At 74.3% G+C, this 24,290-nt stretch carries 25 protein-coding genes; 10 read left to right on the plus strand and 15 right to left on the minus strand.

Going from position 1 to position 24,290, the window contains the following annotated elements; all coding sequences use genetic code 11:
• Positions 1 to 10: 10 nt before the first annotated feature.
• Positions 11 to 427: a YjbQ family protein gene (locus ACIPW5_RS00785; RefSeq protein WP_401238424.1), complete on the plus strand. Its 417-nt coding sequence runs from the start codon at positions 11 to 13 to the stop codon at positions 425 to 427.
• A 327-nt stretch (positions 428 to 754) separates the two neighbouring features.
• Positions 755 to 1,249, plus strand: a complete 495-nt coding sequence (locus tag ACIPW5_RS00790; RefSeq protein ID WP_401238427.1) for a C40 family peptidase — start codon at positions 755 to 757, stop codon at positions 1,247 to 1,249.
• 46 nt (positions 1,250 to 1,295) lie between these two features.
• On the opposite strand, the gene ACIPW5_RS00795 is transcribed toward ACIPW5_RS00790, so the two are convergent.
• Complete coding sequence (locus ACIPW5_RS00795) at positions 1,296 to 2,087, minus strand: SDR family NAD(P)-dependent oxidoreductase (protein WP_401238430.1); 792 nt, start codon at positions 2,085 to 2,087, stop codon at positions 1,296 to 1,298.
• Between the two features lie 109 nt (positions 2,088 to 2,196).
• Here ACIPW5_RS00795 and ACIPW5_RS00800 point away from each other — a divergent pair, with 109 nt between their 5' ends.
• Complete coding sequence (locus ACIPW5_RS00800; RefSeq protein WP_401238433.1) at positions 2,197 to 2,769, plus strand: TetR/AcrR family transcriptional regulator; 573 nt, start codon at positions 2,197 to 2,199, stop codon at positions 2,767 to 2,769.
• Here the strand turns inward: ACIPW5_RS00800 and ACIPW5_RS00805 are convergent.
• Entirely contained in the window at positions 2,766 to 4,313 is a 1,548-nt protein-coding gene (locus ACIPW5_RS00805) for a serine/threonine-protein kinase (protein WP_401238436.1), read from the minus strand. The two genes, ACIPW5_RS00800 and ACIPW5_RS00805, sit on opposite strands and share 4 nt — an antisense overlap.
• Positions 4,314 to 4,539: 226 nt before the next feature.
• On the opposite strand from ACIPW5_RS00805, the gene fabV reads away from it, so the two are divergent.
• Both fabV and puuE read left to right on the plus strand, forming a co-directional pair.
• Positions 4,540 to 5,754, plus strand: a complete 1,215-nt coding sequence (fabV, locus tag ACIPW5_RS00810) for an enoyl-[acyl-carrier-protein] reductase FabV (RefSeq protein WP_401238438.1) — start codon at positions 4,540 to 4,542, stop codon at positions 5,752 to 5,754.
• A gap of 61 nt (positions 5,755 to 5,815) precedes the next feature.
• Entirely contained in the window at positions 5,816 to 6,724 is a 909-nt protein-coding gene (gene puuE, locus ACIPW5_RS00815; RefSeq protein ID WP_401238441.1) for an allantoinase PuuE, read from the plus strand.
• 52 nt (positions 6,725 to 6,776) lie between these two features.
• Here puuE and ACIPW5_RS00820 read toward each other — a convergent pair whose 3' ends face one another.
• The 3 genes from ACIPW5_RS00820 to ACIPW5_RS00830 form a co-directional block, all read right to left on the minus strand.
• A complete protein-coding gene (locus tag ACIPW5_RS00820) occupies positions 6,777 to 7,136 on the minus strand; it encodes a subtilase-type protease inhibitor (RefSeq protein WP_401240036.1) in 360 nt (119 codons plus the stop codon).
• A 342-nt stretch (positions 7,137 to 7,478) separates the two neighbouring features.
• Positions 7,479 to 8,294: a DUF4389 domain-containing protein gene (locus tag ACIPW5_RS00825; protein ID WP_401238444.1), complete on the minus strand. Its 816-nt coding sequence runs from the start codon at positions 8,292 to 8,294 to the stop codon at positions 7,479 to 7,481.
• Positions 8,295 to 8,477: 183 nt separating this feature from the next.
• Complete coding sequence (locus ACIPW5_RS00830) at positions 8,478 to 9,824, minus strand: YhgE/Pip domain-containing protein (RefSeq protein WP_401238446.1); 1,347 nt, start codon at positions 9,822 to 9,824, stop codon at positions 8,478 to 8,480.
• 142 nt (positions 9,825 to 9,966) lie between these two features.
• Between ACIPW5_RS00830 and ACIPW5_RS00835 the strand changes: the two genes are divergently transcribed.
• Entirely contained in the window at positions 9,967 to 10,632 is a 666-nt protein-coding gene (locus ACIPW5_RS00835) for a MerR family transcriptional regulator (protein WP_401238448.1), read from the plus strand.
• Between the two features lie 82 nt (positions 10,633 to 10,714).
• Here ACIPW5_RS00835 and ACIPW5_RS00840 read toward each other — a convergent pair whose 3' ends face one another.
• Complete coding sequence (locus ACIPW5_RS00840) at positions 10,715 to 11,068, minus strand: hypothetical protein (RefSeq protein WP_401238450.1); 354 nt, start codon at positions 11,066 to 11,068, stop codon at positions 10,715 to 10,717.
• 334 nt (positions 11,069 to 11,402) lie between these two features.
• Here ACIPW5_RS00840 and rox point away from each other — a divergent pair, with 334 nt between their 5' ends.
• Positions 11,403 to 12,926 carry a rifampin monooxygenase gene (gene rox / locus ACIPW5_RS00845; protein ID WP_401238452.1) on the plus strand — a complete coding sequence of 508 codons (1,524 nt, stop codon included), beginning with the start codon at positions 11,403 to 11,405 and terminating at the stop codon, positions 12,924 to 12,926.
• Here rox and ACIPW5_RS00850 read toward each other — a convergent pair.
• The 3 genes from ACIPW5_RS00850 to ACIPW5_RS00860 form a co-directional block, all read right to left on the minus strand.
• A complete protein-coding gene (locus tag ACIPW5_RS00850) occupies positions 12,887 to 14,197 on the minus strand; it encodes a ClC family H(+)/Cl(-) exchange transporter (protein WP_401238455.1) in 1,311 nt (436 codons plus the stop codon). The two genes, rox and ACIPW5_RS00850, sit on opposite strands and share 40 nt — an antisense overlap.
• Before the next feature lie 127 nt (positions 14,198 to 14,324).
• Positions 14,325 to 16,343: a sigma-70 family RNA polymerase sigma factor gene (locus ACIPW5_RS00855; RefSeq protein ID WP_401238458.1), complete on the minus strand. Its 2,019-nt coding sequence runs from the start codon at positions 16,341 to 16,343 to the stop codon at positions 14,325 to 14,327.
• Positions 16,344 to 16,427: 84 nt separating this feature from the next.
• Positions 16,428 to 16,751 carry a YciI family protein gene (locus ACIPW5_RS00860; RefSeq protein WP_401240038.1) on the minus strand — a complete coding sequence of 108 codons (324 nt, stop codon included), beginning with the start codon at positions 16,749 to 16,751 and terminating at the stop codon, positions 16,428 to 16,430.
• A 150-nt stretch (positions 16,752 to 16,901) separates the two neighbouring features.
• Here ACIPW5_RS00860 and ACIPW5_RS00865 point away from each other — a divergent pair, with 150 nt between their 5' ends.
• The gene (locus ACIPW5_RS00865) at positions 16,902 to 17,570 is read left to right on the plus strand and encodes a DUF998 domain-containing protein (RefSeq protein WP_401238461.1); all 669 of its coding nucleotides are present in this window, start codon (positions 16,902 to 16,904) and stop codon (positions 17,568 to 17,570) included.
• Between the two features lie 147 nt (positions 17,571 to 17,717).
• Here the strand turns inward: ACIPW5_RS00865 and ACIPW5_RS00870 are convergent, their stop codons facing one another.
• A complete protein-coding gene (locus ACIPW5_RS00870; RefSeq protein WP_401240041.1) occupies positions 17,718 to 18,191 on the minus strand; it encodes a hypothetical protein in 474 nt (157 codons plus the stop codon).
• Positions 18,192 to 18,263: 72 nt separating this feature from the next.
• Positions 18,264 to 19,076, minus strand: coding sequence for a hypothetical protein (locus ACIPW5_RS00875; RefSeq protein ID WP_401238463.1), 813 nt, complete (start codon positions 19,074 to 19,076; stop codon positions 18,264 to 18,266).
• Between the two features lie 98 nt (positions 19,077 to 19,174).
• Here ACIPW5_RS00875 and ACIPW5_RS00880 point away from each other — a divergent pair, with 98 nt between their 5' ends.
• Positions 19,175 to 19,915, plus strand: a complete 741-nt coding sequence (locus ACIPW5_RS00880; protein ID WP_401238466.1) for an SDR family oxidoreductase — start codon at positions 19,175 to 19,177, stop codon at positions 19,913 to 19,915.
• 22 nt (positions 19,916 to 19,937) lie between these two features.
• Here ACIPW5_RS00880 and ACIPW5_RS00885 read toward each other — a convergent pair whose 3' ends face one another.
• Genes ACIPW5_RS00885 through ACIPW5_RS00895 form a run of 3 tightly spaced genes read right to left on the minus strand, consistent with a single transcriptional unit; the run spans position 19,938 to position 22,119 of the window.
• Positions 19,938 to 20,867: an ABC transporter permease gene (locus ACIPW5_RS00885; protein ID WP_401238468.1), complete on the minus strand. Its 930-nt coding sequence runs from the start codon at positions 20,865 to 20,867 to the stop codon at positions 19,938 to 19,940.
• Entirely contained in the window at positions 20,864 to 21,733 is an 870-nt protein-coding gene (locus tag ACIPW5_RS00890) for an ATP-binding cassette domain-containing protein (protein WP_401238471.1), read from the minus strand. Before ACIPW5_RS00890 ends, ACIPW5_RS00885 begins: the two co-directional genes overlap by 4 nt.
• Positions 21,730 to 22,119, minus strand: coding sequence for a GntR family transcriptional regulator (locus tag ACIPW5_RS00895; protein ID WP_401238473.1), 390 nt, complete (start codon positions 22,117 to 22,119; stop codon positions 21,730 to 21,732). The genes ACIPW5_RS00890 and ACIPW5_RS00895 overlap by 4 nt, the downstream gene beginning before the upstream one ends.
• A gap of 132 nt (positions 22,120 to 22,251) precedes the next feature.
• On the opposite strand from ACIPW5_RS00895, the gene ACIPW5_RS00900 reads away from it, so the two are divergent.
• Entirely contained in the window at positions 22,252 to 23,226 is a 975-nt protein-coding gene (locus ACIPW5_RS00900) for an LLM class flavin-dependent oxidoreductase (RefSeq protein ID WP_401238476.1), read from the plus strand.
• 30 nt (positions 23,227 to 23,256) lie between these two features.
• Here ACIPW5_RS00900 and ACIPW5_RS00905 read toward each other — a convergent pair whose 3' ends face one another.
• Entirely contained in the window at positions 23,257 to 24,261 is a 1,005-nt protein-coding gene (locus tag ACIPW5_RS00905) for a BtrH N-terminal domain-containing protein (RefSeq protein ID WP_401238479.1), read from the minus strand.
• Positions 24,262 to 24,290: the final 29 nt, after the last annotated feature.

The raw sequence follows: 24,290 nt of genomic DNA on the forward strand, positions 1-24,290 counted from the left end.
GGATGGCGGGATGACCTTCACGACCCGCACCATCGACGTGACCACCGGCTCCGCGGAGACCGTCCACGACCTGACCGCGGCCTGCGCCGGCTTCCTGCGCGAGGCGGCCCGGGGGCGCGACGGGCTCCTCAACGTGTTCACCCCGCACGCGACGGCCGGGCTCGCGGTCATCGAAACGGGTGCGGGCAGCGACGACGACCTGCTCGACGCCCTGGCCGCGCTGCTGCCCGCCGACGACCGCTGGCGCCACCGCCACGGCTCCCCCGGCCACGGCCGGGACCACGTGCTCCCGGCCTTCGTGCCGCCGCACGCCACACTGCCGGTCGTCGGCGGCGAACTCGCCCTGGGGACATGGCAGTCGGTCGTCCTGGTGGACACCAACAAGGACAACCCCCGGCGCATCGTGCGGTTTTCCTTCCTGGGCTGACCGGCGGGACGCAGCGGGGCCGTGCCGGCGGCGTGGGCCCGGCCCGTCATCTCCCATGCGCAGAAGGGCCGTTGGCCGCCGACGGGTGCCAGTGCGGTAGCGGGGCACCGGTTCGCCGTGGTGGACGCCGCCGCGGGCCGACGGCCCGCGGCCGGACGGGGGGACGCGTCAAGGACGGAGGAGATCCGGGCACGTCGTCGCGGGCCGGTGTGTCCGACGCGAAGAAACTCGCGCCGTGTCCGAGCGTGCAATTGCGGACACTTCGTGCAAAATGGGCGGTCGTCGGGAGCCATTACGCAGTCACCGAGAACAGTCACCATCACGGTCTTGTTCCTGTATCTGAATGCGGAGGTATCACGATTGCCGAAAACAGAAAAGAGCGCGAAGAGGCATCGCTGTCCCGCCCTGCTCCTCTCCCTCTCCGTGGCGGCCGCCCTGTTCGTCCCCGCCCGCCCTGCCCAGGCCGCTTCCCTGTACGGGATAAAGGCCGTGTCCATCGCCGCTTCCAAGAAAGGCGCACCTTACGTCTACGGCGCCACCGGGCCCGATGAATTCGACTGCTCCGGCCTCACCCTCTACGCCTTCCGCAAGGCGGGCCGGGCCCTTCCCCGCACCGCGGAAGCCCAGTACGAGAGCACTTTGCACATTCCGCACGCGCAGCGCGCACCCGGTGATCTGGTCTTCTTCCCCAAAGGGGGAACCATGGGCCACGTCGGCATCTACGCCGGCCACGACAAGATCTGGCACGCCCCCAAACCCGGCACCCGCGTACGGCTGGAACGCATCTGGACCGGCACCGCCCGCTACAGCCGGGCCAATTGAACGAGCAGCGGGGCGAAACGAACCAGCGCGGGCGCGAAGGCCCTGACTACCGGCGCGAGCGCTGCGCCTCGACGATCTGTCGCACCGAGCCGTCCAGACCGGCCCGTGCCTGAACGCGCTCGGCGAAACCGGGGAACTGGCCGGCCACGGCACTGAGCAGCCTCAACTCCAGCGGTGCCACGTTGACCTCGCAGAGGTCGCGGCGGACGGCCCGTACGACGCCGTCGGCGACCTGTCCGGGCGTCACGGTCCTGATTCCGCTCGGCGGGGTGGCACCCGTCGCGGCGAACATGCCCGCGTCCCGGACGAAGCCCGGCTGCACGAGGGACACCCCCACACCGGTGCCCCTGAGTTCCTGGCGCAGGGCGAGGGCGAAGCCGCGCAGCCCGAACTTCGTCGCGTTGTAGAGGGAGGTCGACCTGGTCGCGGCCTTCCCCGAGATGGAACCGACCAGCACGATGTGGCCCCGGCCGCGCTCGGCCATGCGCGCCGCGAGGAGCCGGGACAGCAGCACCGGGGCGCGCAGGTTGACGTCGAGGGCGCGGTCGAGCTGCTCCTCGGTGTAGTCCAGCAGGTCGCCGCTGGCGGGCAGGGCGGCGTTCGCGACGAGGACGTCCGTCCCGGCGCAGTCCGCCGCGAGCCGGACCACGTCCGGGCGGACGGCGAGATCGGCGACCACGGTGCGGGCGCCGCAGGCGTCGGCCGTCTCCTTGAGGGGCCCCTCCCGGCGTCCGGTGACCGTGAGGCGGGCCCCTTCGGCGGTCAGGCGCGCCGCCAGGGCGGACCCGATGCCTCCGGTGGCGCCGGTGAGCAGGACGTTGGATCCGGACATCTTCACGACGACTCCCGTACGGCGTTCCCTCGGACTCTTCCTGACTGTTCGTTCGAACGAACAGTAGGGATCGTCCGGCGCCGTGTCCACACCCCGGATGGGGCAGAATGCCGGTGTGCCCCTTGCCTCCGAAACCCGCCAGAGCATCATCGACGCCGTGCTGCGGATCATCGGGGAGGACGGGATCGCCGCCGTCACCAACCGGCGGATCGCCAGGGAGGCCGGGGTCTCCCTCGGCTCGGTCACCTACCACTTCGCCACCCAGCACGAGCTGCTGCGCGAGAGCCTGCTGCACTTCGTGGCGGAGGAGACCCGGCACTTCACGGAGCTCGCCGACGCGTGTACGGACGAGCACCTCGACGTCCGGCAGGCGGCGGAGGTGGTGGCGCGGGTCGCGGGCGGCGACGCGTTCGACAGCCGGCACATCGCGCCGTTCGAGCTGTACGTCCAGGCCGGCCGCGACGAACGGCTGCGCGCCTCCGCCGCCGAGTGCTTCGCCGCCTACGACCTGCTGGCCGCGCGGGTGCTCGGCCGCCTCGGCGTGCCGGATCCCGAGCGGCTGGCGGGCGCGGCCGTCGCCCTGGTCTTCGGCCGGCAGCTGCGCCGGCTGGCCACCGGCGCCCCGGCCGAGGACCTCGTCGACGCCCTGCTGCTCCTCGCGGGGCTCGCCCCGGCGCGGACCCCCTAGGGAACGCGCGTCAGCGTCGCGGGAGCGCCGGCGGACTGGGCCCCTTCCAGTTCGACGGCCAGGGTGTCGGGTGAGGTCATCCTGACCACGTAGAGGTTGCCCTTGGGGCAGTCGAAGGTGGCCGCGCGGTCGGTGGGGCGGCTGGTGACGGCCGCCAGGTAGGCGGTGTCGGCGCTGAGTTGGCGCAGTTCCAGGGCCTCCGTGCAGCCCAGGTTCCGGCCGGTGGAGATCTCGTGCACCTCGCTGACCTGGCGGCCCGTGAGCTCCCCGACGGCCCCCGCCTGGAAGGTGACGGTGACGGCGAAGTCCCGGGTCCGGGCGTGGGTGATGCCGTCCGCGTCCGGGGTGCCGGGCCCGAGGCCGGTCCAGGTGCCGGCCCAGGCCGCGGGCAGGGCCGCCGCGGACGCGGACGCCGTCGGGGCGGAGCCCGAGGGGCTCGGGGACGGCCTGCCCGCTCCCTGGCCGTCCGCGCCCTCCCCTCCGGTGAGGCGGGGCAGCACGATGGCGACGGCGGCGACGAGAACGGCGACGGCGGCCCCGGCCGCCACGGCCACTCCGGCCGACGGCCGTCGGCGGCCCGACGGAGCCGACGGGCCCACCGGGATCGCCGGGGCCGCGGGCGGTGACCCCACCGCCGGGAGTTCCCCGAGCAGCGGCCGGAGTTCCGCCTCGCGGCGCGCGGCGTCCGCCGGCAGGGCCTCCGGGGCCGCGGCGGGCCAGCCGTCCTCTTCGCCGGGCCCGAGGCGGTCCCGTACCTCCTCGGCGCCGGGGCGCCGGTCCGGGTCCTTGGCCAGGCAGTCCCGCAGGAGCGGTACGAGCTCGTGCGGCACCCCGTCGAGGAGGGGGTCGTCGTGGACGATGCGGTACAGGAGGGCCGGGAGGCTCGGCTCCTCGCCGTGGCCGAGGAAGGGCCCCCGGCCGGTGGCCGCGTACACGAGGACGGCAGCGAGGGAGAAGACGTCCGCGGGATGCCCGGCCGTGGCGCCGAGGGCCTGTTCCGGCGCGAGGTAGCCGGGGGTACCGATGACCGCGCCGGTCTGCGTGCGGCGCGGGTCGCGGACGGCGCGGGCGATGCCGAAGTCGATCAGGAACGGCCGCTCCGGGCCCAGCAGCACGTTGGCGGGCTTGATGTCGCGGTGCACCACGCCCGCCGCGCGTACGGAGACCAGTGCGGCGGACAGTTCCCGGGCCAGGGCGGTCACGGCCGGCCCGGGCAGCGGCCCGTGCCGGGTCACCCAGTCGGCGAGCGAGGGCGCGGGGACGTACTCGGTGGCCAGCCACTGCGGGGAGGAGCCCTCCGGGCCGAAGTCGACCACGGAGACCGTCCAGGGCGAGCGCACCCGGTCGCTGGTGCGGATCTCCCGGTCGAACCGTTCGGCGAAGCCCGGCTCCCGGCTCAGCTCCCGGTGCACGGTCTTCAGCGCGAGCGCCCGCCCGGACGCGGTCCGGGCCAGGAACACCTCGCCCATGCCGCCCTCCCCGAGCCGCGCCAGGAGGCGGTACCCGCCGATGTCGAGCGGATCACCGGGTCTCAGCGGTTCCACCAACCCACCCCGTTCCCAAGAGCGTTGCCGGGCAGAACTGTACGTCCCCGCACCCGGCCGACGCCCTGGCGGGCGGGGCGGCAGTGGTGGGAACACTCCAAGACCGGACCTTGATCGTTGTCCCCCGTCGGCGCTCCGGAGTCCGGCGACGGCGCCGCAGACTGGAAGTGAGCGGGGGCCGGCCGGCCGCCGCGTCCCCGTCCCTGCCGACCCTAGGACCGCCATCGTGAACGAGCGCGTGCTGAACCCCCGCAACCGGGGATTCCTCTTCCTCGACTCCCACCCGGAGGGCTGTCGGCGGCTGGTGGACGAGATGTGGCGGGCGTGCCCCGCTCCCGACGCCGCCCCGGAGGACGAGGGGCCGGTGGCGCTGGTCATCGGCTCCTCCGCCGGGTACGGCCTCGCCGCCACCCTCGCCGGACTGCGGCGCGCCGGGATCCGCGGGATCGCGGTCTCCTTCGAGAAGGCGCCCACGGAGCGGCGTACCGCCACGGCCGGCTGGTACCGGACCGCCGCCACCGCCGACATCGCCCGTGCGGCCGGACGGGACCTGGTCTTCCTCAACGGCGACGCGTTCTCGGACGCGATGAAGGACGAGGTCGCCGAGCTCCTCGAGCGGCGGTTCGGCGGGCGCCTGGACCACCTGGTGTACTCGGTGGCGGCCCCCCGCCGCACCGACCCCGACACCGGTGCCGCGTACGCCTCCGTCCTCAAGCCCATCGGCGCGCCGAACCGCACCAAGACGCTCGTCTTCGACGACCGGGGCGCCCCCGAGGTCCGCGCGGTCGAGACCGGGCCGGCCGAGGGCGACGACATCGAGCAGACCGTGGCCGTGATGGGCGGCGCGGACTGGGAGCGCTGGATCGACCACCTCTCCGGACGCGGCCTGCTCGCCGACGGGTTCACCACGGCCGCGCTGTCCTACATCGGTTCGCCGCTGACGGCGGCGATCTACCGGCAGGGCACCATCGGCGCGGCCAAGGCCCACCTGGAGGCCACCGCCCGGACCCTGGACGAGCGCCTCCGTAGGACGGTCGGCGGGCGGGCCGTGACCTCCGTCAACGGTGCAGCCGTCACCCAGTCCTCCACGGCCGTCCCCGGGATCGCCCTGTACACCGGCCTGCTGCGCGGGGTGCTCGGGGAGGACCTGGTCCCGCCGATCCGTCAGCTCGCCGCCCTGTGGGACCAGCTGACCGGCGCGGCCCCGCTCGCGCAGGACGACGAGGGCCGGGTCCGGCTGGACGGCTGGGAGCTCGCCGACGAGGTGCAGGCGGCCGTCGCCGCGCGCTGGGAGGCGGCGACGACCGGCACCATCGCGGGCCTCGCCGACCTCGACTGGTTCCGCGACGAGGTCCGGCGCCTGTACGGGTTCTCGGTGCCGGGAGTCGACTACTCCGCCGCCGTCGCCACCGACGTCCCCTGGCCCTCCCCCGCCGCCTGATCCGCGGGACACGGCCCGCGGCAGTGGGGCGCTCCCCCGGCCGGGCGGTAGGGTGCGGCCCGTGTCGGAGCATCTGCGCGATCTCGTCGGCTACGGTGCCGAACCGCCGCACGCCGCCTGGCCCGGCGGGGCCCGCGTCGCCGTCAGCCTCGTACTCAACTACGAGGAGGGCGGCGAGCGGAGCGTCCTGGAGGGCGACCCGGCTTCCGAGGGGTACCTCCACGAGATCGTCGGCGCGCCGCCGGTGGTGGGCGGGCGCGACCTGAACGCCGAGTCGATGTTCGCCTACGGCTCGCGCGCCGGCTTCTGGCGCGTCCACCGCACCCTCGCGGAGCACCGTGCGCCGCTCACCGTCCACGCCGTGGGCCGGGCGCTCGAACGCCATCCGGACGCGGCGCGGGCGATGGGCGCCGCGGGCTGGGAGGTGGCGGGCCACGGCTGGCGCTGGACCGACTACCGCGAGGTGCCGGAGGAGGCCGAGCGCGCCGAGATCGCGCGCTGCACCGCGACGATCGAGCGGCTCGTCGGCCGCCGGCCCGTGGGGTGGTACACCGGCCGGACGAGCCCGGCCACGCGGCGCCTGGTCGCCGAAGAGGGCGGTTTCCTCTACGACTCGGACGACTACTCCGACGACCTGCCCTTCTACGTCGAGGCGGCCGGGCGCCCGCACCTCGTGCTGCCGTACAGCCTCGACGCGAACGACTTCAAGTTCCTGATCGTCCACGGCTTCACGACGGCCGACGACCTGCTCGGCTACCTCGTCGACACCTTCGAGGTGCTCCGTGCGGAGGGCGCCGACCGGCCGCGCATGATGAGCGTGGGCCTGCACGGCCGGATCATCGGCCGGCCCGGGCGGATCCGTGCGCTCGACGGCTTCCTGCGGCACGTCGCGCAGCGCGGCGGGGCCTGGATCACCACCCGCGAGGGCATCGCGCGCCACTGGCTGGCCACGCACCCTCCCACGGCCTGACGGTCCGCCGGCCCGGGTCGGCCGTCCGGGGCTTCCTCCGGTGGAGCGGGCGTCAGAACGCGAAGACGGCGTTGCCGTTGAGGGTCGCGTTCATGGCGCAGGCGTTGGAGAAGGTGTGCTTCCAGGTGACGCGGCTGCCCTGCCAGACGCCCTCCGCGGTGACGGTCACGGGCGCGTAGTGCATCGGGCAGGCGCGGTCGGTGTCGGGGGCGGCGAGCAGCCGGTCGAAGGTGCCGCCGGTGGAGTTGAGGGCCGTACAGGCGGCCTTGGGGTCGGGGTGCGTGCCCTGCGCGCTCGGCATGCAGCTGAGGGTGGCGGCGCGCAGGACCGGGGCGGAGGCGTCGTCGCCCTGGGCGACGGAGAAGACCATCGCGGACGGGGCGTACAGGCTGGTGGGCTTGGCCTCGGCCATGCCGGTGGCGCCTGCCAGGGACAGGAGGGCGGCGGCGGAGACGGCAGCGAAGCGGTAGCGCACGACAAGACTCTCTTTCGATGTGAAGGTTGAGCGCGACAATTACTTTCGTTGTCGGGCTCCGATGCGGCCGAGTCTGTCCGATGCGAAGGTGGAGCGCATGTCGACGGCCGATTTACGGACACCACGTTCGGATATCGGATATCGCATGGTCGTTCGGGCAGCTCAGACGGGGTGCGGCGCTCCGTGTTCGGTCGGAAACGGGGGGTGATGAAGGGGGTGTCCGGCCGGACGCGGGCCGCTGACCTGGCGTCGAGCGACTGGTGTTCACCTGGAGGCCATTCAGCTTGTCCGGATCGCTGCGGTTTCCACGGCTTCGGACCCGTCGTCGTCCCTGACCTGGACGCGGACCGTCGGCGAGGCGCACGCGACGAGGATCCCGAGCACGAGGACGAGGACGACCAGCGCCTTCGCCGGCGCGTCGAGCAGCAGCGGGCGGGTGCCGGAGCCCCCGGCGGCCGGCGGCGGGACGGCCGCGGCCGTCGGCTGGTCGCCGAACAGGCGCTTGGGGTACGCGGAGGTCAGCATCATCGCGTACGCCTGGTAGCGCATCCGGTAGCGCGCGACGGCGGCGACGGCACCGAAGACGGGGGCGGGCATGCGCCCCAGTACGAGGGTGATCAGCCAGAACACCCAGCACAGGGCGCCCCAGCCGTACTGCAGGAGGCCGGTCACGATCATCGCGGGAAGCATCAGGACGAGGCGGAACAGCACGGCGGCCCGGTTCAGCGGGCCGGGGCGCAGTTCGATGCGGACCGGATGGCCGGGCGCCTCGAAGGAGAACGGCGGGTAGCGGTCCACCAGCAGCATCGCACTGGCCGCGACCCGGGTCTCGTACGCCAGGAACCCGCCGAGGAAGCGGGCGATGCCGTCGGGGAGCCGGCCCAGGACCAGTGCGGCGAACCAGCCGGCGACGGTCACGAAGAAGGCCGCGACGGCGAGCAGGGCCGTGACGATCAGCTGGGGCAGGAGCAGGAGCAGCCTGAGCAGGACCGTCCAGCGCCGCTGCGGACCGGGCGGCGGGACGTCGAGCTCCGGCAGGTGCTCGTCCTGCGGGTGGTCCGCGTCCGGCGGGCGGGGGTTCCAGCCTGTGGTCATGGGGCGCTCCTGCCGTCGGTCGGGGCGCGGAGGCCGCCGGACCGGGCAGATACGGAAAGGCGGGTTCCGCGCGTACGCCCTGTCAGGGGTACCGCGCGGAACCCGCCTTTCCAAGGATCCCGGCTGTGGCCGGCCGCCCGTTGCCCTGAAGGGCCCCGTCGGCGCGGCCGGGCCGGACCCGGCTCAGGCCTTGGCGGGCGCCGGGGCCTCGGTGGCCGCGGGCTGCTCCGGGGTCTCGACGACGGCCTCGTCGGCGGCCGGGTGCGGGATGCGGTGCAGGCCCCGGCGGTCGTAGAGGCGGGTGATGCCGAAGCCGAAGAGCAGGGCGGCGACGAGGGCGATGCCCATCGCGGTCCACGCCCGGGTCAGGCCCGCGTCGGCCTGGGCGCCGTAGAAGAGGATGGAACGCAGGCCCTCGGTGATCTGGCGCAGCGGCTCGAACTCGGCGAGGCCGTGGAAGAAGCCGGGCAGCGCCTGGAGGGGCACGGTCGCACCGGAGGAGGGGACGGCCATGGCGATGAAGACGATGGTGGCCAGCAGCATGCCGGGGGTGCCGAAGGCGGCGAAGAGGGCGAGGCCGCCGATGCCGACGACGGCGATGGTGGCGACCGAGTACACCCACAGCAGGCCGAGGTGGGAGGCGTCCATGTCGAGGATGGCGACGGTGGCGACCTCGACCAGGGTGCCCATGATCACCGACATGCCGAGCATGAGGGCGATGCCGACGGCAAGGGTCCGGACGCGGCTGGTGTGCTGGACGGGCTCGCGCTTGCGGACCGGGCCGTAGTCGGTGTGCAGGTAGCCGAGCGCGGTGTCGACCTGGGAGTTGACCAGGTTGGCGCCGAGCATGCCGCAGACGACCAGCACCAGGGCGTAGTAGAAGGCGCTCAGACCCATGGCGCTGCGGGAGCCGACCGGGTGGCCGTCGGCGACGGCCACGGTCACCGGGTCGGCCAGCTTGAGCTGGGCGGCCGTCGGCAGCGGGGTCTTCTGCGCCGCGGCCTGCTTGAGGAGCTCCTGCCCGATCTGGGCGGAGGCCGCGTGGGCCGCCTTCTGGGCGGCCTGGGAGGACATGGAGGAGCCTATGCTGCCGGCGGACTGGTTGGTCAGCACCGTGATCGTCGGCGGCGCGGGCTTGCCCTGGGCCGGGGGCTGGGGGGCGCCGAGCGCGGTCACCGTGGCGGAGAAGTCCTTCGGGATGACGAGGGCACCGAAGACCTTGCCGCTGCCCAGCCGCTTGTCCGCCTCCTCCCGCGTGACGAGCTGCCAGTCGATGCTCTTGTCGCCTTCGGCGGCCTTCTCGATGCCGGAGACGACCTGCTCTCCGAGGGCGACGCGGCGGCCGCCCGCATCGGCGCCGGCGTCGGCGTTGACCAGGGCCACCGGCAGGTCGCGCAGGTTCCCTCTGGGGTTGACGTTGCCGCCCACGTAGAGCAGGGCGAACAACATCGATACCACTGCTGCGATGAGTCCCGTACCGATCCACAGCTGGGGTCGGCGGAGCACGGAGGGTGGCGTGGGGTGAGGCATCGATTCTCCGGTGCGGCTGCGATTCCTGGGTTGGATACTTCTGGTATCCAGTCACTGGATACTGGCAGTATCTTGTTGTGGTGTCCAATCGCCGATGCCGGACACCGGACCGGACCGACCGCATGACCAGCAGGGAAGCCGCATGAAGATCTCGGAGCTCAGCCGGCTCACCGGCGTACCGGTCGCCAGCATCAAGTACTTCCGGCGGCAGGGGCTGCTGCCGGCCGGGCGGGCGACGGCCGCGACGCTGGCGGAGTACGGGGAGGAGCACGCGGAGCGGCTGCGCCTGATCAAGGCCCTGACCACGCTCGGCGGCCTGTCCATCGCGGCCACCCGCGAGGTCCTCGGGGCCGTCGACCAGGCCCACACCACCGAGGGCGCCCTCGGTGCGATCAGCTACGCGCTCCCGGTGCCGGTGGCCTCCCAGGGCCCGGCGGGCGAGGAGGAGGAGACCGAGGCCGACGAGGCCGCCGGGGCGGAGGTGGCGGAGCTGCTCGCGGCCCTGGACTGGCGGGCACCGGGCGCGTCACCGCACGTGAAGGGGCTGACGGCGGCGCTCAAGGAGCTGCGCCGACTGGACGCCCAGTACGCCCCGGGCGAGCTGGCCGCCTACGCGAGGCTGGCCGAGTCGGTGGCCCGGCTGGACCTGGAGCGGGCCTCCTGCCTCGACGAGCCGGTGGCCCTGGCGGAGCGCGCCGTGATCGTCTTCGCGATCTGCGCCCCGGTCTTCGAACTGCTGCGCCGCCTCGCCCAGGAGGACCAGGTCCGCCGCCGCATCGCGGACGACGCCGCGGGCTCAGGCTGCTAGCGGAAGCCGTCCGGGATCCCGCGGGGGTGCCGCCGGGGGCGTTTGGAGGCCGGCCGGCGGCTTCGGGGGTGGCGGGGCGGGGTCAGATGGTGACGCAGATGCCGTCCTCGATGGTGCGGCCGTCCCGCTCCAGGCCGCCGCAGACGAGCTTCGCCCCGGCCTGTTCGTAGCCCACCGCCCACCGGTGGGAGGCGGCGTTCACCTTGGGGCCGTGGAAGTTGCCCCAGTAGGACCGCAGCGTGCCCGGCAGGCCGTCCTTGGTCTGGACGGTGATGTCCTGCACGAAGCGGTTGTGGTGGGCGGTCATCACGCAGATGTACTTCCCGCATTGACTGTCGACCCCGCTGGGACGCGCGTCGGCGGGAGCACCGGCGGTGAGCGCCAGGGTGACTCCGGTTGCCAGGGTCGCGGCGAGGTACCGCAGGCGGTCGTTCATGGAAAAGCCGTCTTTCTTTCCGTCGCTGTATCGGCGGTGACCACCGCGCCCGCGCGGGCCCGGCCTTGATCACGTTCCGTTTGTAACGACCCGCGGGTGGGCGGGGACAGGGCCCGAGGGGGGAACTCACCCACGTGGGCTAATGCGTTCACCTGGCGAAACGCCACTGCACCGGCGGGACGGCGACACAAAGGAAAAGGCAAGGAGTCACGCGCTCCTCGCCACTCTCAACTTATAGCGCACCGGGGGGCTTGCGGCAAGACCCCGGGCCCGTCGCAGAATGGGCGGCCGAATCCAGAACCTGCGAATAAATCTCGTTGAACGGGCGTATTTCATGATTGACGTGATCATTGCGGGCTGCGGACCGACCGGCCTGATGCTGGCCCGCGAACTGCGGCTGCACGGAGTGGGCGTGCTCGTCCTCGAGAAGGAGACGGAGCGGCCCCGCGAGGCCCGTGCCCGCGGCCTCCACGCGCGCAGCATCGAGCTCATGGACCAGCGCGGCCTGGTGGAGCCGTTCCTGGCCCACGGGGAGAAGTTCACGGTGGGCGGCTTCTTCGCCGGTATCGGCAGGTCGTGGCCCGACGGGCTCGACACCACCCATTCCTATGTGCTCGCCATCCCGCAGGCGGTCACGGAGCGCCTGCTCACCGGGTACGCCACCGAGCTCGGCGTGGAGATCCGGCGCGGCAGCGAACTCGTCGGACTCCGTCAGGACGAGGAGGGGGTGAGCGTGGGACTGGCCGACGGGACGCAGTTGCGCTCGCGCTACCTCGTCGGCTGTGACGGCGGCCGCAGTACCGTCCGCGGGCTGCTGGGCGTCGGCTTCCCCGGCGAGCCCAGCAGGGTCGAGACGCTGCTCGCGGACGTGGAACTGACCGCGTCGCCGCAGACGCTGGCCGCCGTGGTCGCCGAAGTCCGCAAGACCCAGACGCGGTTCGGCGCGATCCCCGAGGGGGACGGGCTGTACCGGATCGTCGTGCCCGCCGAGGGGGTGGCCGAGGACCGTACGGTCCCCCCGACCCTCGACGAGCTCCGGCGGCAGCTGACGGCGTACGCCGGCACCGACTTCGGGGTGCACTCGCCGCGCTGGATCTCCCGCTTCGGCGACGCGACACGGCTCGCCGAGCGGTACCGGACGGGCCGGGTGCTGCTGGCCGGCGACGCGGCGCACATCCATCCGCCGACGGGCGGTCAGGGGCTCAACCTCGGCCTCCAGGACGCGTTCAACCTCGGCTGGAAGCTCGCCGCCGAGGTGGCCGGCTGGGCCCCGGAAGGACTGCTGGACAGCTACCACGCCGAGCGGCACCCGGTCGCGGCCGACGTGCTCGACAACACCCGTGCGCAGATGGAGCTGATGTCCACCGAGCCGGGCCCCCGGGCGGTGCACCGGCTGCTGGCCGAACTGGCGGAGTTCGAGGAGGTCAACCGCCGCCTGATCGAGAAGATCACCGCGATCGGGGTCCGCTACGACTTCGGCGAGGGCCACGAACTGCTCGGCCGGAGGCTGCGGGACGTGCGCCTGGAGCGGGGCCGTCTCTACGGGCTGATGCACCGCGGACGCGGGCTGCTGCTCGACCGGACCGGCCGGCTCCCGGCCGCGGGCTGGGCGGACCGGGTCGACCACGTCGTGGACGGCAGCGCCGAACTGGACGTGCCGGCGGTCCTGCTGCGTCCGGACGGGCACGTCGCGTGGGCCGGCGAGGACCCCCGTGAGCTGTCCGGCGCACTGGCGCGGTGGTTCGGCGCCCCCGCGGACCCGGGGGCTCAGTCCACGAGCCCGGGGTCGAATTCGGGCGATGACCACCCCCGGCCGGCTCAGGGCCGCTCCAGCATCCGCCGCCGCAGGGCGTCGTAGACGGGCTCGCTCCGCAGCGCGTCCGCGGTCAGCGTCGCGGCGAAGCATGCGACCAGGAGCGGGAGGACGAGCGGGGCGGCGCCGGTCATCTCCAGCACCAGCACGACCCCGGTGAGCGGCGCCCGTACGACGCCGGCGAACAGGGCGGCCATCCCGACGGCCGCGAACGCCCCCGGGCCGGGCGCCCCGGACGGCAGCAGCGGGGCGGTGACCGCGTGCGTGAAGGTCCCCCACAGGGCGCCCAGGGCCAGCAGCGGGGCGAACAGGCCGCCCGGGGTGGCGGCCGCGTAACTGAGCGGGCCCGCCGCGAAGCGGACGGCGAAGCAGCCCGCCAGTACCGCCACCGCGGGTGCGCCGCCCGCCAGCAGGCTCTCGCTGAGCGGGTCGCCGCCCCCGGCCAGCAGCGGGTCGTACGCCATGAGCAGGCCGACGACGGCCCCGATGACGGCGGCGCGGACCACCGGCGGCACCCGGGTGAGCCGGTCACACACGGCCAGGGTCCCCACGACGAGGCCGCTGTAGGCCGCGCCGAGGACCCCGGCCACCGCGCCGCACAGCAGGAAGAGGGGCAGGGTCCACACCGGCGGCACCGGCGCCTGCGCGACCGGGAAGACCGGCGCGTCGCCCACCAGGAGGCGGGAGCAGGCGAGCGCCGAGGCCGTGCCGGCGAAGGTGAGCAGCACCAGGCGGGGCCGGACCGTGCGGGTCACCTCCTCGCAGACGAACAGCAGCCCGCCGAGGGGTGCGGTGAAGGCCGCGGCCAGGCCGGCACCGCTGAGCGCGGTGTGCAGCTGCCGGGTGTCCTCGGGGTCCAGGCGGGTGAGGCGGCCCGCCCCGGATCCGATCGACGCACCCATGTGGACGATCGGGCCCTCCCGGCCGAGCACCAGGCCGGAGCCGATGGCGATGAGGCCGCCGAGGAACTTCGCGGGGAGCAGCCAGAGCGACCGGGGGCTGCCCGGGGCGGCCTCCTCCCGCCAGACGGCCTCCACGTGCTGGATGCCGCTGCCCTCGGCGTGCGGGACCAGCCGGGCGATCGCGCAGGCCACGGCCGCGCCGGTGGCGGCGAGCGCGACGGGGATCAGCCAGCCCGCGCCGCCGAGTGCGTCGGCGGCCTCCAGCAGCCTGCCGCGCAGCTCGGCGGCGCGTTCCAGGCACCAGCGGAACGCGCCGCCGACCAGCCCCACCAGGGCCCCGGCCGGCACCGCGATCAGGTAGGCCCGGTACCCCTGCGGAGCACGTCGGGGCGGGCCGGGCCGAGGACCGGGCATGGGCTGCCTCCCCACCGAGCCGAACGGGACGTCGTCCGAGCCTGGCCCCGTCGGACGCCCCGGCCCGCGCAGCTCGCCGGGTGCGCCCCGGGGAGGCGCCCGACCGGCCGAAGCGGGGGACCGCCCGTCAGGGGCGCCGGGTGCCCCTGAGCCGGCGCAGGGTGTAGCCGTCGCCCGCCGGGTCCAGGGTCCTGGTGGCCTGCTTGAAGAGGTACTCGGCCCGCTCGTAGGACAGGCGGCGGCGGCCCGTTTCCGGGCACAGGTCGGCGGGCCCGGGGGTCCGGGCGGGGCCGGGCCGGCGGTCCGAGAGGAACACCGGGCCCCGGGCGCGGCCGGCCAGCAGCCGGGGCAGGAGGGCGGCGGTCCCGGAGCGCCAGCTCACCCGGGAGCGGGCGGGTCCGGCCGGGCGGGAACGGCGGTCGTCCAGGTCCAGGTCCTCGGCGTCCAGTGCCAGGACCGTCGTCACGGGCGCGGCCGACTCGTGCAGGAGCAGCCACAGGGTGCGTTCGCGCAGCGGGAGGTCCGGGCGGCTCCAGAGCGCGTCGAGCTGTGCGGGGTCCAGCGCGGGCGTCCGGGGGCGGGCCCCGGCGGCGGGGTTCCCGGTACGGCGTTCCACGCCGGCCGCGAGGTCGGCGCGGGAGGCCCAGGCGGCGAAGGAGCGGACGGCGGAGCGGTGCCGGTTCCAGGTCGCGGGGGCGGTACCGCTCCAGGCCGTCGCGAAGGCGGCCGCCACCTGCTCGGCCGTCACGGAGGCGAGCGGCCGCTGGTCTCCGAGGTCCAGGCGGAGCCTGCGCAGGGTCTGCCCGTAGGAGTGCACGGTCGAGGCGTCCGGACCGCCGCGGGTCAGGAACCCGTGGGCGGCCTGGCCCAGGGTGGGTCCGGGCGGGAGGGCCGGGCCGGTGGCAGCGGCGAGCCCGTCGGCGCGCCGGAGCAGGAAGGCGCGCTCGGCGGCGTTCCCGGTGAGGGCGGCCGCCCGCTGGAACTCCAGCCGGGCCTCCCCGTACCGCTCCAGACGGGCCAGCAGGTCTCCCCTGACGCTGGGCAGGAGGTGGTAGTCGCGCAGCGCGGGGTCGGCGGTGAGGGTGTCTGCCAGGTCGAGCCCGGCCCGGGGCCCGTGCGCCATCGCGAGCGCGACGGCCCGGTTGAGCCGGACGACCGGTGTCGGCAGCAGCTCCTCCAGTGCCCCGTACAAGCCGGCGATGCGCGTCCAGTCCGTCTCCTCGGCGGTGCGCGCCTGGGCGTGGCACACGGCGATCGCCGCTTGCAGGAGGTAGGGGCCCGGCGGGCCGCCGGCCTGCCGGGCGCGCAGCATGGCGGTGAAGCCGCGGCGGATGAGCAGCTGGTCCCAGCGGCCACGGTTCTGTTCGTGCAGCTGGACGGGTTCACCGCGGGGCCCGGTGCGCGCGGCCGAGCGGGAGGCCTGGATCTCCATCAGCGCGACCAGCGCGTGCGATTCGGCCTCCTGCGGTGCCAGCTCCGCCAGGAGCCGGCCCAGCCGGAGTGCTTCGAGGCAGAGTCCGGGGCGCATCAGGTCGTCGCCGGTGGTGGCGGCGTAGCCCTCGTTGAAGATCAGGTAGACCACCTCCCGCACGGAGGCGAGGCGGCCGGCCAGTTCCGGGCCTTCGGGGAGGTCGAACGGCACGCGCTGCTCGGCCAGCGTCCGCTTGGCGGCGGCCATCCGCCGGGTGATCTCCGACGGGGTGGCGAGGAAGGCCCGCGCGATCTCCTCGGCCGTCAGGCCGCCGAGGAGACGGAGGGTCAGTGCGGCCCTCGCCCGGGTCGGCAGGGCGGGGTGGCAGGAGATGAGCATCAGCCGCAGGACGTCGTCCTGTCCGGCGTCCGTTCCCGGGCCGGGTTCGAGGCCCTGGCGCTGGTCCAGCGCGTGGGCGAGCTGCTCCTGTGTGCGGGTCAGCCGCTCGGAGCGGCGTATGCGGTCGACGGCGCGGCGCTTGGCCGTCGTGGTCAGCCAGGCTCCCGGGTTGTCCGGGACGCCCTGGACGGGCCACTGTTCGAGGGCGGCGACGAGCGCGTCCTGGGCCAGCTCCTCGGCGAGGCCGACGTCGCGCACCATCCGCGTCAGCCCGGCGATGATCCTCGCCGACTCGAGCTTCCAGACCGCGTCCACCGTGCGATGGACATCCGGCACCGGCTGATCACAGCACGCGCCGCTGCCGTCCCGCAAGGGGCGTCCGGGACGGCGGCGCCCCGGGGCTCCGGGGCGCCGGGTGGCTCAGGGGCCGAAGACCTGCTGGACCACGCTCTCGCCGTCGCCGACGATCCTGCGGAACCGGCGGGCCAGTTCGACGGCCTCCTCCCTGGACCGGACCTCGATCAGCGCGAAGCCGGCGACGGCCTCCTTGGCCTCGGCGAACGGTCCGTCGGTCACCGTGATCTCGTCGCCGACCGAGGCGACCAGGACTCCGCCCAGTTCGAGGCCGCCGGTGGCCAGCAGTACGCCGGCCGCCGACAGCTCCTCGATGAACCGGCTCATCTCGGCGTACAGGTGCTCGTCGGGGGCGGTGTCGGAAGGCCGGGTCGTCATCAGGTAGCGCACGGGGTCCTCGTCTCGTCGTCGGGTGCCGGTGTCCACCCACACGTCGAACGGGCCGATGTGACAGGGAATGCGGCGCGTTACCTGTCACATCGCCGGATCGACGTGTCACCGAGCAGCGAGCACCGCACACCGATCCCGGAGGACAGACGTATGAGCACCACCACCACGCACACCACGCACACCGCCCGCACCGCCCGCACCACGGCCCGCACGAGGCTCGTGTGCGCCGTCGCGGCGACACCGTTGTGGACGGTCGTGGCCCTCACCCAGGCCGCCACCCGCGAGGGCTTCGACATCACCCGCCACCCGCTGAGCGCACTGAGCAACGGCTCGCTCGGCTGGCTCCAGATCGCGAACTTCCTGGCCGTCGGCACCCTGCTCGTCATCGGGTCGACCGGCCTGCGCGAGGCCCTGCACGGCACCCCCGGAGGGACCTGGGTGCCACGGCTGGTGGGGGCAGCCGGCATCGGCATGGTGCTGGCGGGGGTGTTCGTCATGGACCCGGCCGACGGCTTCCCGGCGGGCACTCCGTACGGGCCCCCGTCCGCGCTCACCTGGCACAGCTACGCCCACTTCGCCGCCGGGTCGGTCACCTTCGCCGCGCTGATCGCGGCCTGCTACGTCCTGGCCCGCCGCTTCGGCCGCCTGCACGACCGCCGGTACGCCGCGCTCGCCCTGGCAGGCGGCACCGCGCTGCTGCTCGGCAACGGCTGGGCGATGGCGGGCGGCGTGGCGGGCACCCTCACGCTGGCGGTGGGCGTCATGACCGCGATGCTCGCGGTCTCCCTGATCGCGGACCGGCTCCGCCGCGGCCTCTGAGCCCGCGTCGGGGGTCAGCGCGGTGGGCGCCGGCCCACCAAGGGCGGGGAGGAGGCCGGGGAAGGCCCCGTCCACCTCCTCGCCGCGCCGGGCGTTCATCTCCTGCGGCCCGGGGCGCACCCCGCCCCTGACCCGCAGTCACCCGGCCTACCCGTAGAGGAGGTCGAGGTGGAAGCGGCTGCGGTCCGGGACGTCCGCGTCCCGGTCCGGCCGGGCGAAGAGCAGGTGGACGCCGGCGGGCCGGGTGACGACGGCCGACTGTTCGTCGCAGGTCAGGAGCGGGTCGGGCACGTGCCGGCAGCCGGCGGCGTCGAGGGCGGCGAGGAAGTCCTCGCGCGGCACGGTGGCCGCGTACGCCCCGGCGTCCGGCAGTACGGGCGACGGCAGCCTGACCGCCGAACCGGGGCGGAGCCGGATCGTGATGCAGCTGACGTGGCGCCGGGTGGACTCCAGCTCCAGCCCGTCCCAGACATACGGGTACCCGTCGAAGTCCGGCCCCTTCATGAGGATCTGCGGATGCGGGCGGCCCGGGCCGAGGAGCTCCTCGGCTTCGGCGAGGGACATGCCGCGGTACAGCGGGCCGAGCCGTCCGGTCGCGGCGAAGTCGAGGAGCACGTTCATCAGGGTCACGACGGCGACTGTGGCAGCTCCGGCGGGGCGGCGCACGCCGATTTCCCCAGGTCCGGGCGGGTCCTAGACGGGCATGAAGGGCGTCGCCAGGAAGGAGAGGAGGGCCAGGGCGGCGATCGCGGCCGCGGAGGCGAGGACGGCCGCCTGGAGGCGGCGGCCCTTGCCGTCGGCGCGGACCACGCGGGAGGGGTCGGCCGGGTCGTAGCTGACCTCCAGGCGGAGGCGGCCGCTGGTGTCGTAGTAGGTGCGGGTGTTGCCCTCCAGGTCCCCGTACAGGTAGAGGGTCGGCTCCGCCGAGCTGTGGGCGTATTCGGCCGTCACCGTGATGCCGTGCCGGGGCAGTCTCCAGCGCTCGGTGACCGCGGGCAGCAGGAGGAGGACCGCGCAGGCGAACGCGAAGCCGACGCCGCCCGTGAGCCAGACGAAGATCATCATCACCGGGTGCGTGACGAACGAGACGAGCACGCTCATCGCGGCGATCGCGAGGACGGAGATCCACACCATCCGCCTCACCCGCCGGCCGAAGGCCTCCCTCGGGGTGAGCGGCTCGCGCTCGGCGGGGCCGGTGGTGACCAGGGCGGCGCCGTCCACGGCGGCGGAGCCCGCGGGGACCGGCGGGAGCGCCGCGTGGACGGCGCGGGCGAAGGCGGCCGCCGCGGCCGCGCTGACCCCCTCGACGCGGTAGACGGCGGGCGGGGTCCCTTCGGGCGCCCGGAGGCGGACCTCGACGGCCCGCCGCTCGGTGTGGACCAGGGCGACGGCCTCGTAGGGGATGCGGTGCTCCCGGCCCGCCCGCCGCAGGACCAACTCGCCCCCGTCGGCTCGGAGATCGGTGCGCTTGGCGCCTCGGAGGACGGGTATCGGCGTGATCGGCATGGCCGGATCCTAACGGCCCGCGGCGGGCGTTGCGGGTGTTCTGGATCTTGTGTTACGTTTTTTATGTAACGATCACTACAGAAATAAGGGAGCTCCTCATGGGCAAGAACGCGCTCGTCACCGGCGGCAGTCGGGGAATCGGCCGGGCCATCGCCGAGCGGCTGGCGGCGGACGGTGTCACGGTCGTACTGACCTACGCGAGCGACGGGGCCGCCGCACGGGAAACCGTCGAGCGGATCACCGGGGGTGGGGGCCGGGCCTTCGCGCTGCGGGCCGAGCTCGGCCGGCACGGGGACGCGGCCGCGCTCTGGGCCGCGTACGACGGACTCGGCCTGGACGGCGTCGACATCATCGTGAACAACGCGGGCATCGGGCTGCCCTCCCCACTGGGCGAGGTCACCGAGGAGGGCTTCGACCGGGTCTTCGCGGTCAACGTCCGGGCCCCGTTCTTCGTGGTGCAGGAGGCCCTGGGCAGGCTGCGCGACGGCGGCCGGATCGTCAACATCTCCAGCGGGGCCGCCCGGCTCGCGATGCCCGAGATCCTGGCCTACGGGGCGACGAAGGGCGCCCTCGACACGCTGACGCTGAACCTCGCCAAGGCCCTGGGCCCCCGGGGCGTCACCGTGAACTCGGTCGCCCCCGGCATCGTCGACACCGACGTCAACGCCGGCTGGCTGCGCGGCAATCCGGAGGCCGAGGCACACGCGGCCTCGCTCGCCGCACTCGGCCGGGTGGGGCAGCCCGAGGACATCGCGGAGGTCGTCGCCTTCCTCGCCTCGGACGCCGGACGCTGGGTCACCGGTCGCGTCGTCGACGCGACCGGTGGAGCGGGGCTCTAGGGGGCGTCCGCCCCCTAGTACCTCAGCCGCGCCGGGTGCGCAGCACCCGGAACGCCGCGTACAGGGCGGCGGCGGCCAGGGCGAGGACCAGGGAGGTCTCGATCAGCTGCGTCGGCCAGTAGTGGGACGTCGGGTGGAAGTCCGCGTACCGGGCCGTGACGTCCAGGTCCGCCGGGCAGACACCCATGTCCCGGGTCCGGGCGAAGCAGGCCTGGTTGGGCAGTCGCTCCCCCGAGCCCGTGAGCAGCCCCATGTCCACCAGCAGGGAATCGGGCGGCATCAGCTTCGCCGGGTTCCCGGCGAAGGGGACGGTGTTGGTCTCCACGGGCAGGAACGACCACCGCAGGGAGCCGGTCCCGGCCAGCACCGCTCCGGTGAGCAGGCCCGCGACCGCCATGGCCGCGACCGTGCGCCGGACGAGCTGTCCGACCAGGACCCCGACGGCGACGCCGAGCAGGCAGTAGCCGATCAGCACCGGTCCGGTGGCCTCGTACGGGCCCCGGTCGAACCGGGTGAGCTGCCAGGTGCTCGACACCCGCGTCCAGCCCAGGCGGTAGACCAGTACCAGCGCGGCCGCCCCGAGGGCCGAGGCCAGTCCGGCGACGAGGACCTTCGCGCCGAGCCAGGCCCTGGGCGTGGTCGACTGGGTGAGGGCGAACCGCCAGGTCCCGCTCTCCAGTTCGCGCGCGGTCATCGGGCCGGCCACGAAGGCCCCGACCAGCAGTGGCAGCAGGAGCAGGGCAGTGCCGGCGTACTCCATGCAGAGCCGCAGCAGGTTGTGGGCACGGGTCGGGAAGACGAAGGGCCCCTCGGAGCCCGGGTCGCCGGCCCAGACGCGCAGGGCGGCCACCGCGGCCAGACCGGCGGCCACGAGGACGGGCAGCGCCCGCAGCACGCCGCGGTGCTGGCGGACCGTGGCCCAGTACGGGCCCTTCAGCACCGGCGCGCTCATGCCCGCACCCCCGCGGTGGTGAACGGCGGGGCGTCGGGGGAACGCAGGTGGGCGAGGAGGAGCTCTTCCAGGGAGGGGCTGTCCGTCTGCCAGGTCCGGCCGTCGACGGGTCCTCCCGGCCGGACGAGGGCCGTGAGCGTACGCCCCGTCGTACGGCTCTCGACGACGGTGTGGCGGGCGAGTTCGGCGGAGGCGGCGGCCGGGCCGGTGAGCAGCCGGTGGGCGGCGGTGACCTCGTCGATGGGCCCGGAGAGGCGGATGCGGCCGCCGTCGGCGAGCAGCAGGTGGTCGCAGGCGCCCTCCAGCTCGGTGAGGATGTGCGAGGACATCACCACGGAGGTGCCGTGTTCGGCGGCGTCGGCCATCAGCGCGCCCATGAGCTGGTGCCGGGCGAGCGGGTCGAGGTCGGCCATCGGCTCGTCGAGGAGGAGCAGGGAGGGCCGCTTGCCGAGGGCGAGGGCCAGGGCGACGCGGGTGCGCTGGCCGCCGGAGAGCGTACGGATCCGGGCCCGCCGGGAGAGGCCGCCGGCGTCCACGATCCGCTCGGCCGTCTCCGGGTCCCAGCGGCCGGGGTTGAGTTCGCGGCCCAGGCCCAGGGTCTCGTCGACGGTGAGCTGCGGGTAGAGGGGCTTGTCCTGGCCGACGTAGGCCAGTTCGGCGCGCGGCGCCGTCCGCAGGGCTCCCTCGGTGGGGAGCACGAGCCCGGCGGCGAGGGCCAGCAGGCTGGACTTGCCGGCCCCGTTGGGGCCGACGAGTGCGCAGATCCGGCCTTCGGGCAGCCGGAAGGTGCAGTCGCGCAGTGCCCACGCCCCCTTGCGGCCGTAGCGCAGCCCGAGGCCTTCCGCCTCGATCACGGTGTCCGTCATGCGTCGCCGTCCCCCTTGAAGTGTTGGTCCAGTACGGATGCGAAGAGCGCGGCCACGTCGTCCCGTTCCATCCCGGCGGCCCGCGCCCTGCGCGCCCAGCCGTCGAGCTCCTCGTGGAACGGGGAGTCCGCCGGGGCGCCGCCCAGGGACTTCCGGATGAAGGTGCCCATCCCCCGCTTCGCCTCGACGAGCCCCTCGCGTTCCAGTTCGCGGTAGGCCTTGAGGACGGTGTTGGGGTTGATGGCGGTGGCCTCGACGACCTCGCGCGCGGCCGGCAGCTTGTCGCCGGGTTCCAACAGGCCCAGGCGCAGGGCCTGTTTGGTCTGCTGGACGATCTGCAGGTACGTGGCGATGCCGCTGCGCCGGTCGATGCGGTACTCCAGCACGACAGCATCACCCTTTCACTAGTGGAGTAGTGAAAGGGTGGGGCAGGGGTGCGCCCCCTGTCAACCGCCTCCGGTGGCGCAAAAGGGATCGTCGCGGCGCTCGCCCGGGCCGCCGGTCCCTATGCTGGCGGCATGATCGACATACCGCTCTCCGCGCTCGAAGTCGCGATGGTCCAGACCGGCACCCGCGCCGTGGACACCCTGCGGGACACCGCGGCCTTCGCGCAGGAGCTGGAACGGCTGGGCTACCACCGGGTCTGGTACGCCGAGCACCACCACTCCCCCGCGATCGGGGCGTTCCCGCCGGTCGTGCTGACCGCGCACGCCGCGGCCTCCACCTCGGTGATCCGGCTGGGCTCGGGCGGCGTGCTGGCCCCCAACCACGCACCGCTCACGCTGGCCGAGCAGTTCGGGACCCTGGCGGCCCTGCACGAGGACCGCATCGACCTCGGCGTCGGCCGCGGCCCCGGCACCTTCGACGAGGGCATCGCGCGCGCCCTGCGCCGCGGGGCGGGGCCCACCACGGACGCCGAGTACCGGGAGGACGTGGCCGCGGTCCTGTCCTTCCTCGTGGAGGAGGTCGCGCTCGGCCCGCTGCCGGAGCCGTGGCTGCTGGCGTCCAGCCCCGCCGGGGCCGGGCTCGCGGCGGAGCTCGGCCTGCCGGTCGCCGTCGCCCACCACATCCGGCCGGAGAACACCCGCGCGGTCCTGGAGCGGTACCGGGCCGGGTTCGTCCCTTCGCGCTGGTGCGCCCGGCCCCGGGTGCTGCTGTGCGTGGAGACGGTGTGCGCGGAGACGGAGGAGGAGGCCCAGTGGCGCGGCGCGCCGATGAACGTCGTCAAGGCGGGGCTGCTCAAGGGCATCAGCGACCTGCCCTTCCCCACGCCCGAGGAGGCGGCCGCGCACCCCTTCACCCCGCAGGAGCTGGCGGCCCTGGCCGGTTTCCGCGCCCAGCAGGCCGTCGGCACCCCCGGCACCGTCGTGCGCCGGCTCGCGCAGCTGGCCGGCGAGACGGGCGCGGACGAGCTGATGCTGACCACGCCCGTCTACGACTTCCGCGACCGGGTCCGTTCGTACGAGCTGATCCGCAAGGAGCTCGGGGCCTGAGGGGCCCGGCCGCGTCCGGGCCCCGGGGCGCTACTTCTGCAGCGCCCGGACCGCCTCGCGTTCCAGCTCCAGGCAGCGGTCCACGCGCTCCGCACACGCGTCGAACAGCGCCCGCCGCTCCGGCGCACCGGCCTGCGGGTCGGCGTCCCGGGCCAGCAGGGCCAGCTCCGCCCAGTGCCCGGCCGACTCCCGGAAGAGTCCGGCGGCGTCCGGGCGGCCGGCCAGGTCCAGGAAATCGGCGTACAGCGGCCGGGTCGCGCCCGGGGCGGTCCACTCCTCCTCCAGGCAGGCGTACAGCCGCCCGGTGCCGGCCCGCAGCGCCTCGGGCGAGCTGCCGAACCGGCGCTCCCAGCCCGCCTTGGTGGTGGCGTCGCGCAGCTGGGCGGCGAACTTCTCCATCCCGCTGAAGCCGAAGTTCACGTCGAACTGGTTGCCGAGCACCGGGCCGGTGAGGTGCGTGACGGTGGAGGCGATCGCCCCGTCCACGTCCGGCTCGCCCTCGGCGGGCCCGGTGGGGACGATCAGCTGGTGGCGGCCCTTGCGGTGGGCGGTCCAGGCGGCGCCGAACTCCTCGCGGTCGATCCGGTACGGGGTCTCGGCGCCGTCCTCGATCAGCAGGTCGTCGCCGTCGTACCCGGCGATGACGACGGTGTACGGGTCGGTGCCGGTCATCTCGGCGTCCGGGTCGGACGCGTGCCAGGGCAGGGAGGAGCGGTCGACCACGCAGAACGCGGGCTGCCCGGCGTCGAGCGCGGCGCGGACCCGGCCCCAGCGGGGGTTCATCGCGCGGGTGGCCTCGTACGGGACGCCGAGGCGGCCGAGGGCGACCTGCACCCAGGGCTCGGGGTGGGCCTGGGCCACGATCGTGAGGATGGGCAGGCGCCCCTGGTACTCGAAGACGAAGTACATGAAGCCGATGCCCCCGGCGAGGCCGGCCACGAGCTCCTCGTCGTGGACGCTGCCCAGGGCGTGCCTGATCAGCGAGGCCTCGCGGTGGCGGCCGGTGCCGAAGTCTTCGTATACGAGCACAGTCATGGGGTGAGCCTAACCGCGCGGGGCCCCGG

This window comes from Streptomyces sp. NPDC090077 (assembly GCF_044747545.1).
Classification (GTDB): Bacteria; Actinomycetota; Actinomycetes; order Streptomycetales; family Streptomycetaceae; genus Streptomyces.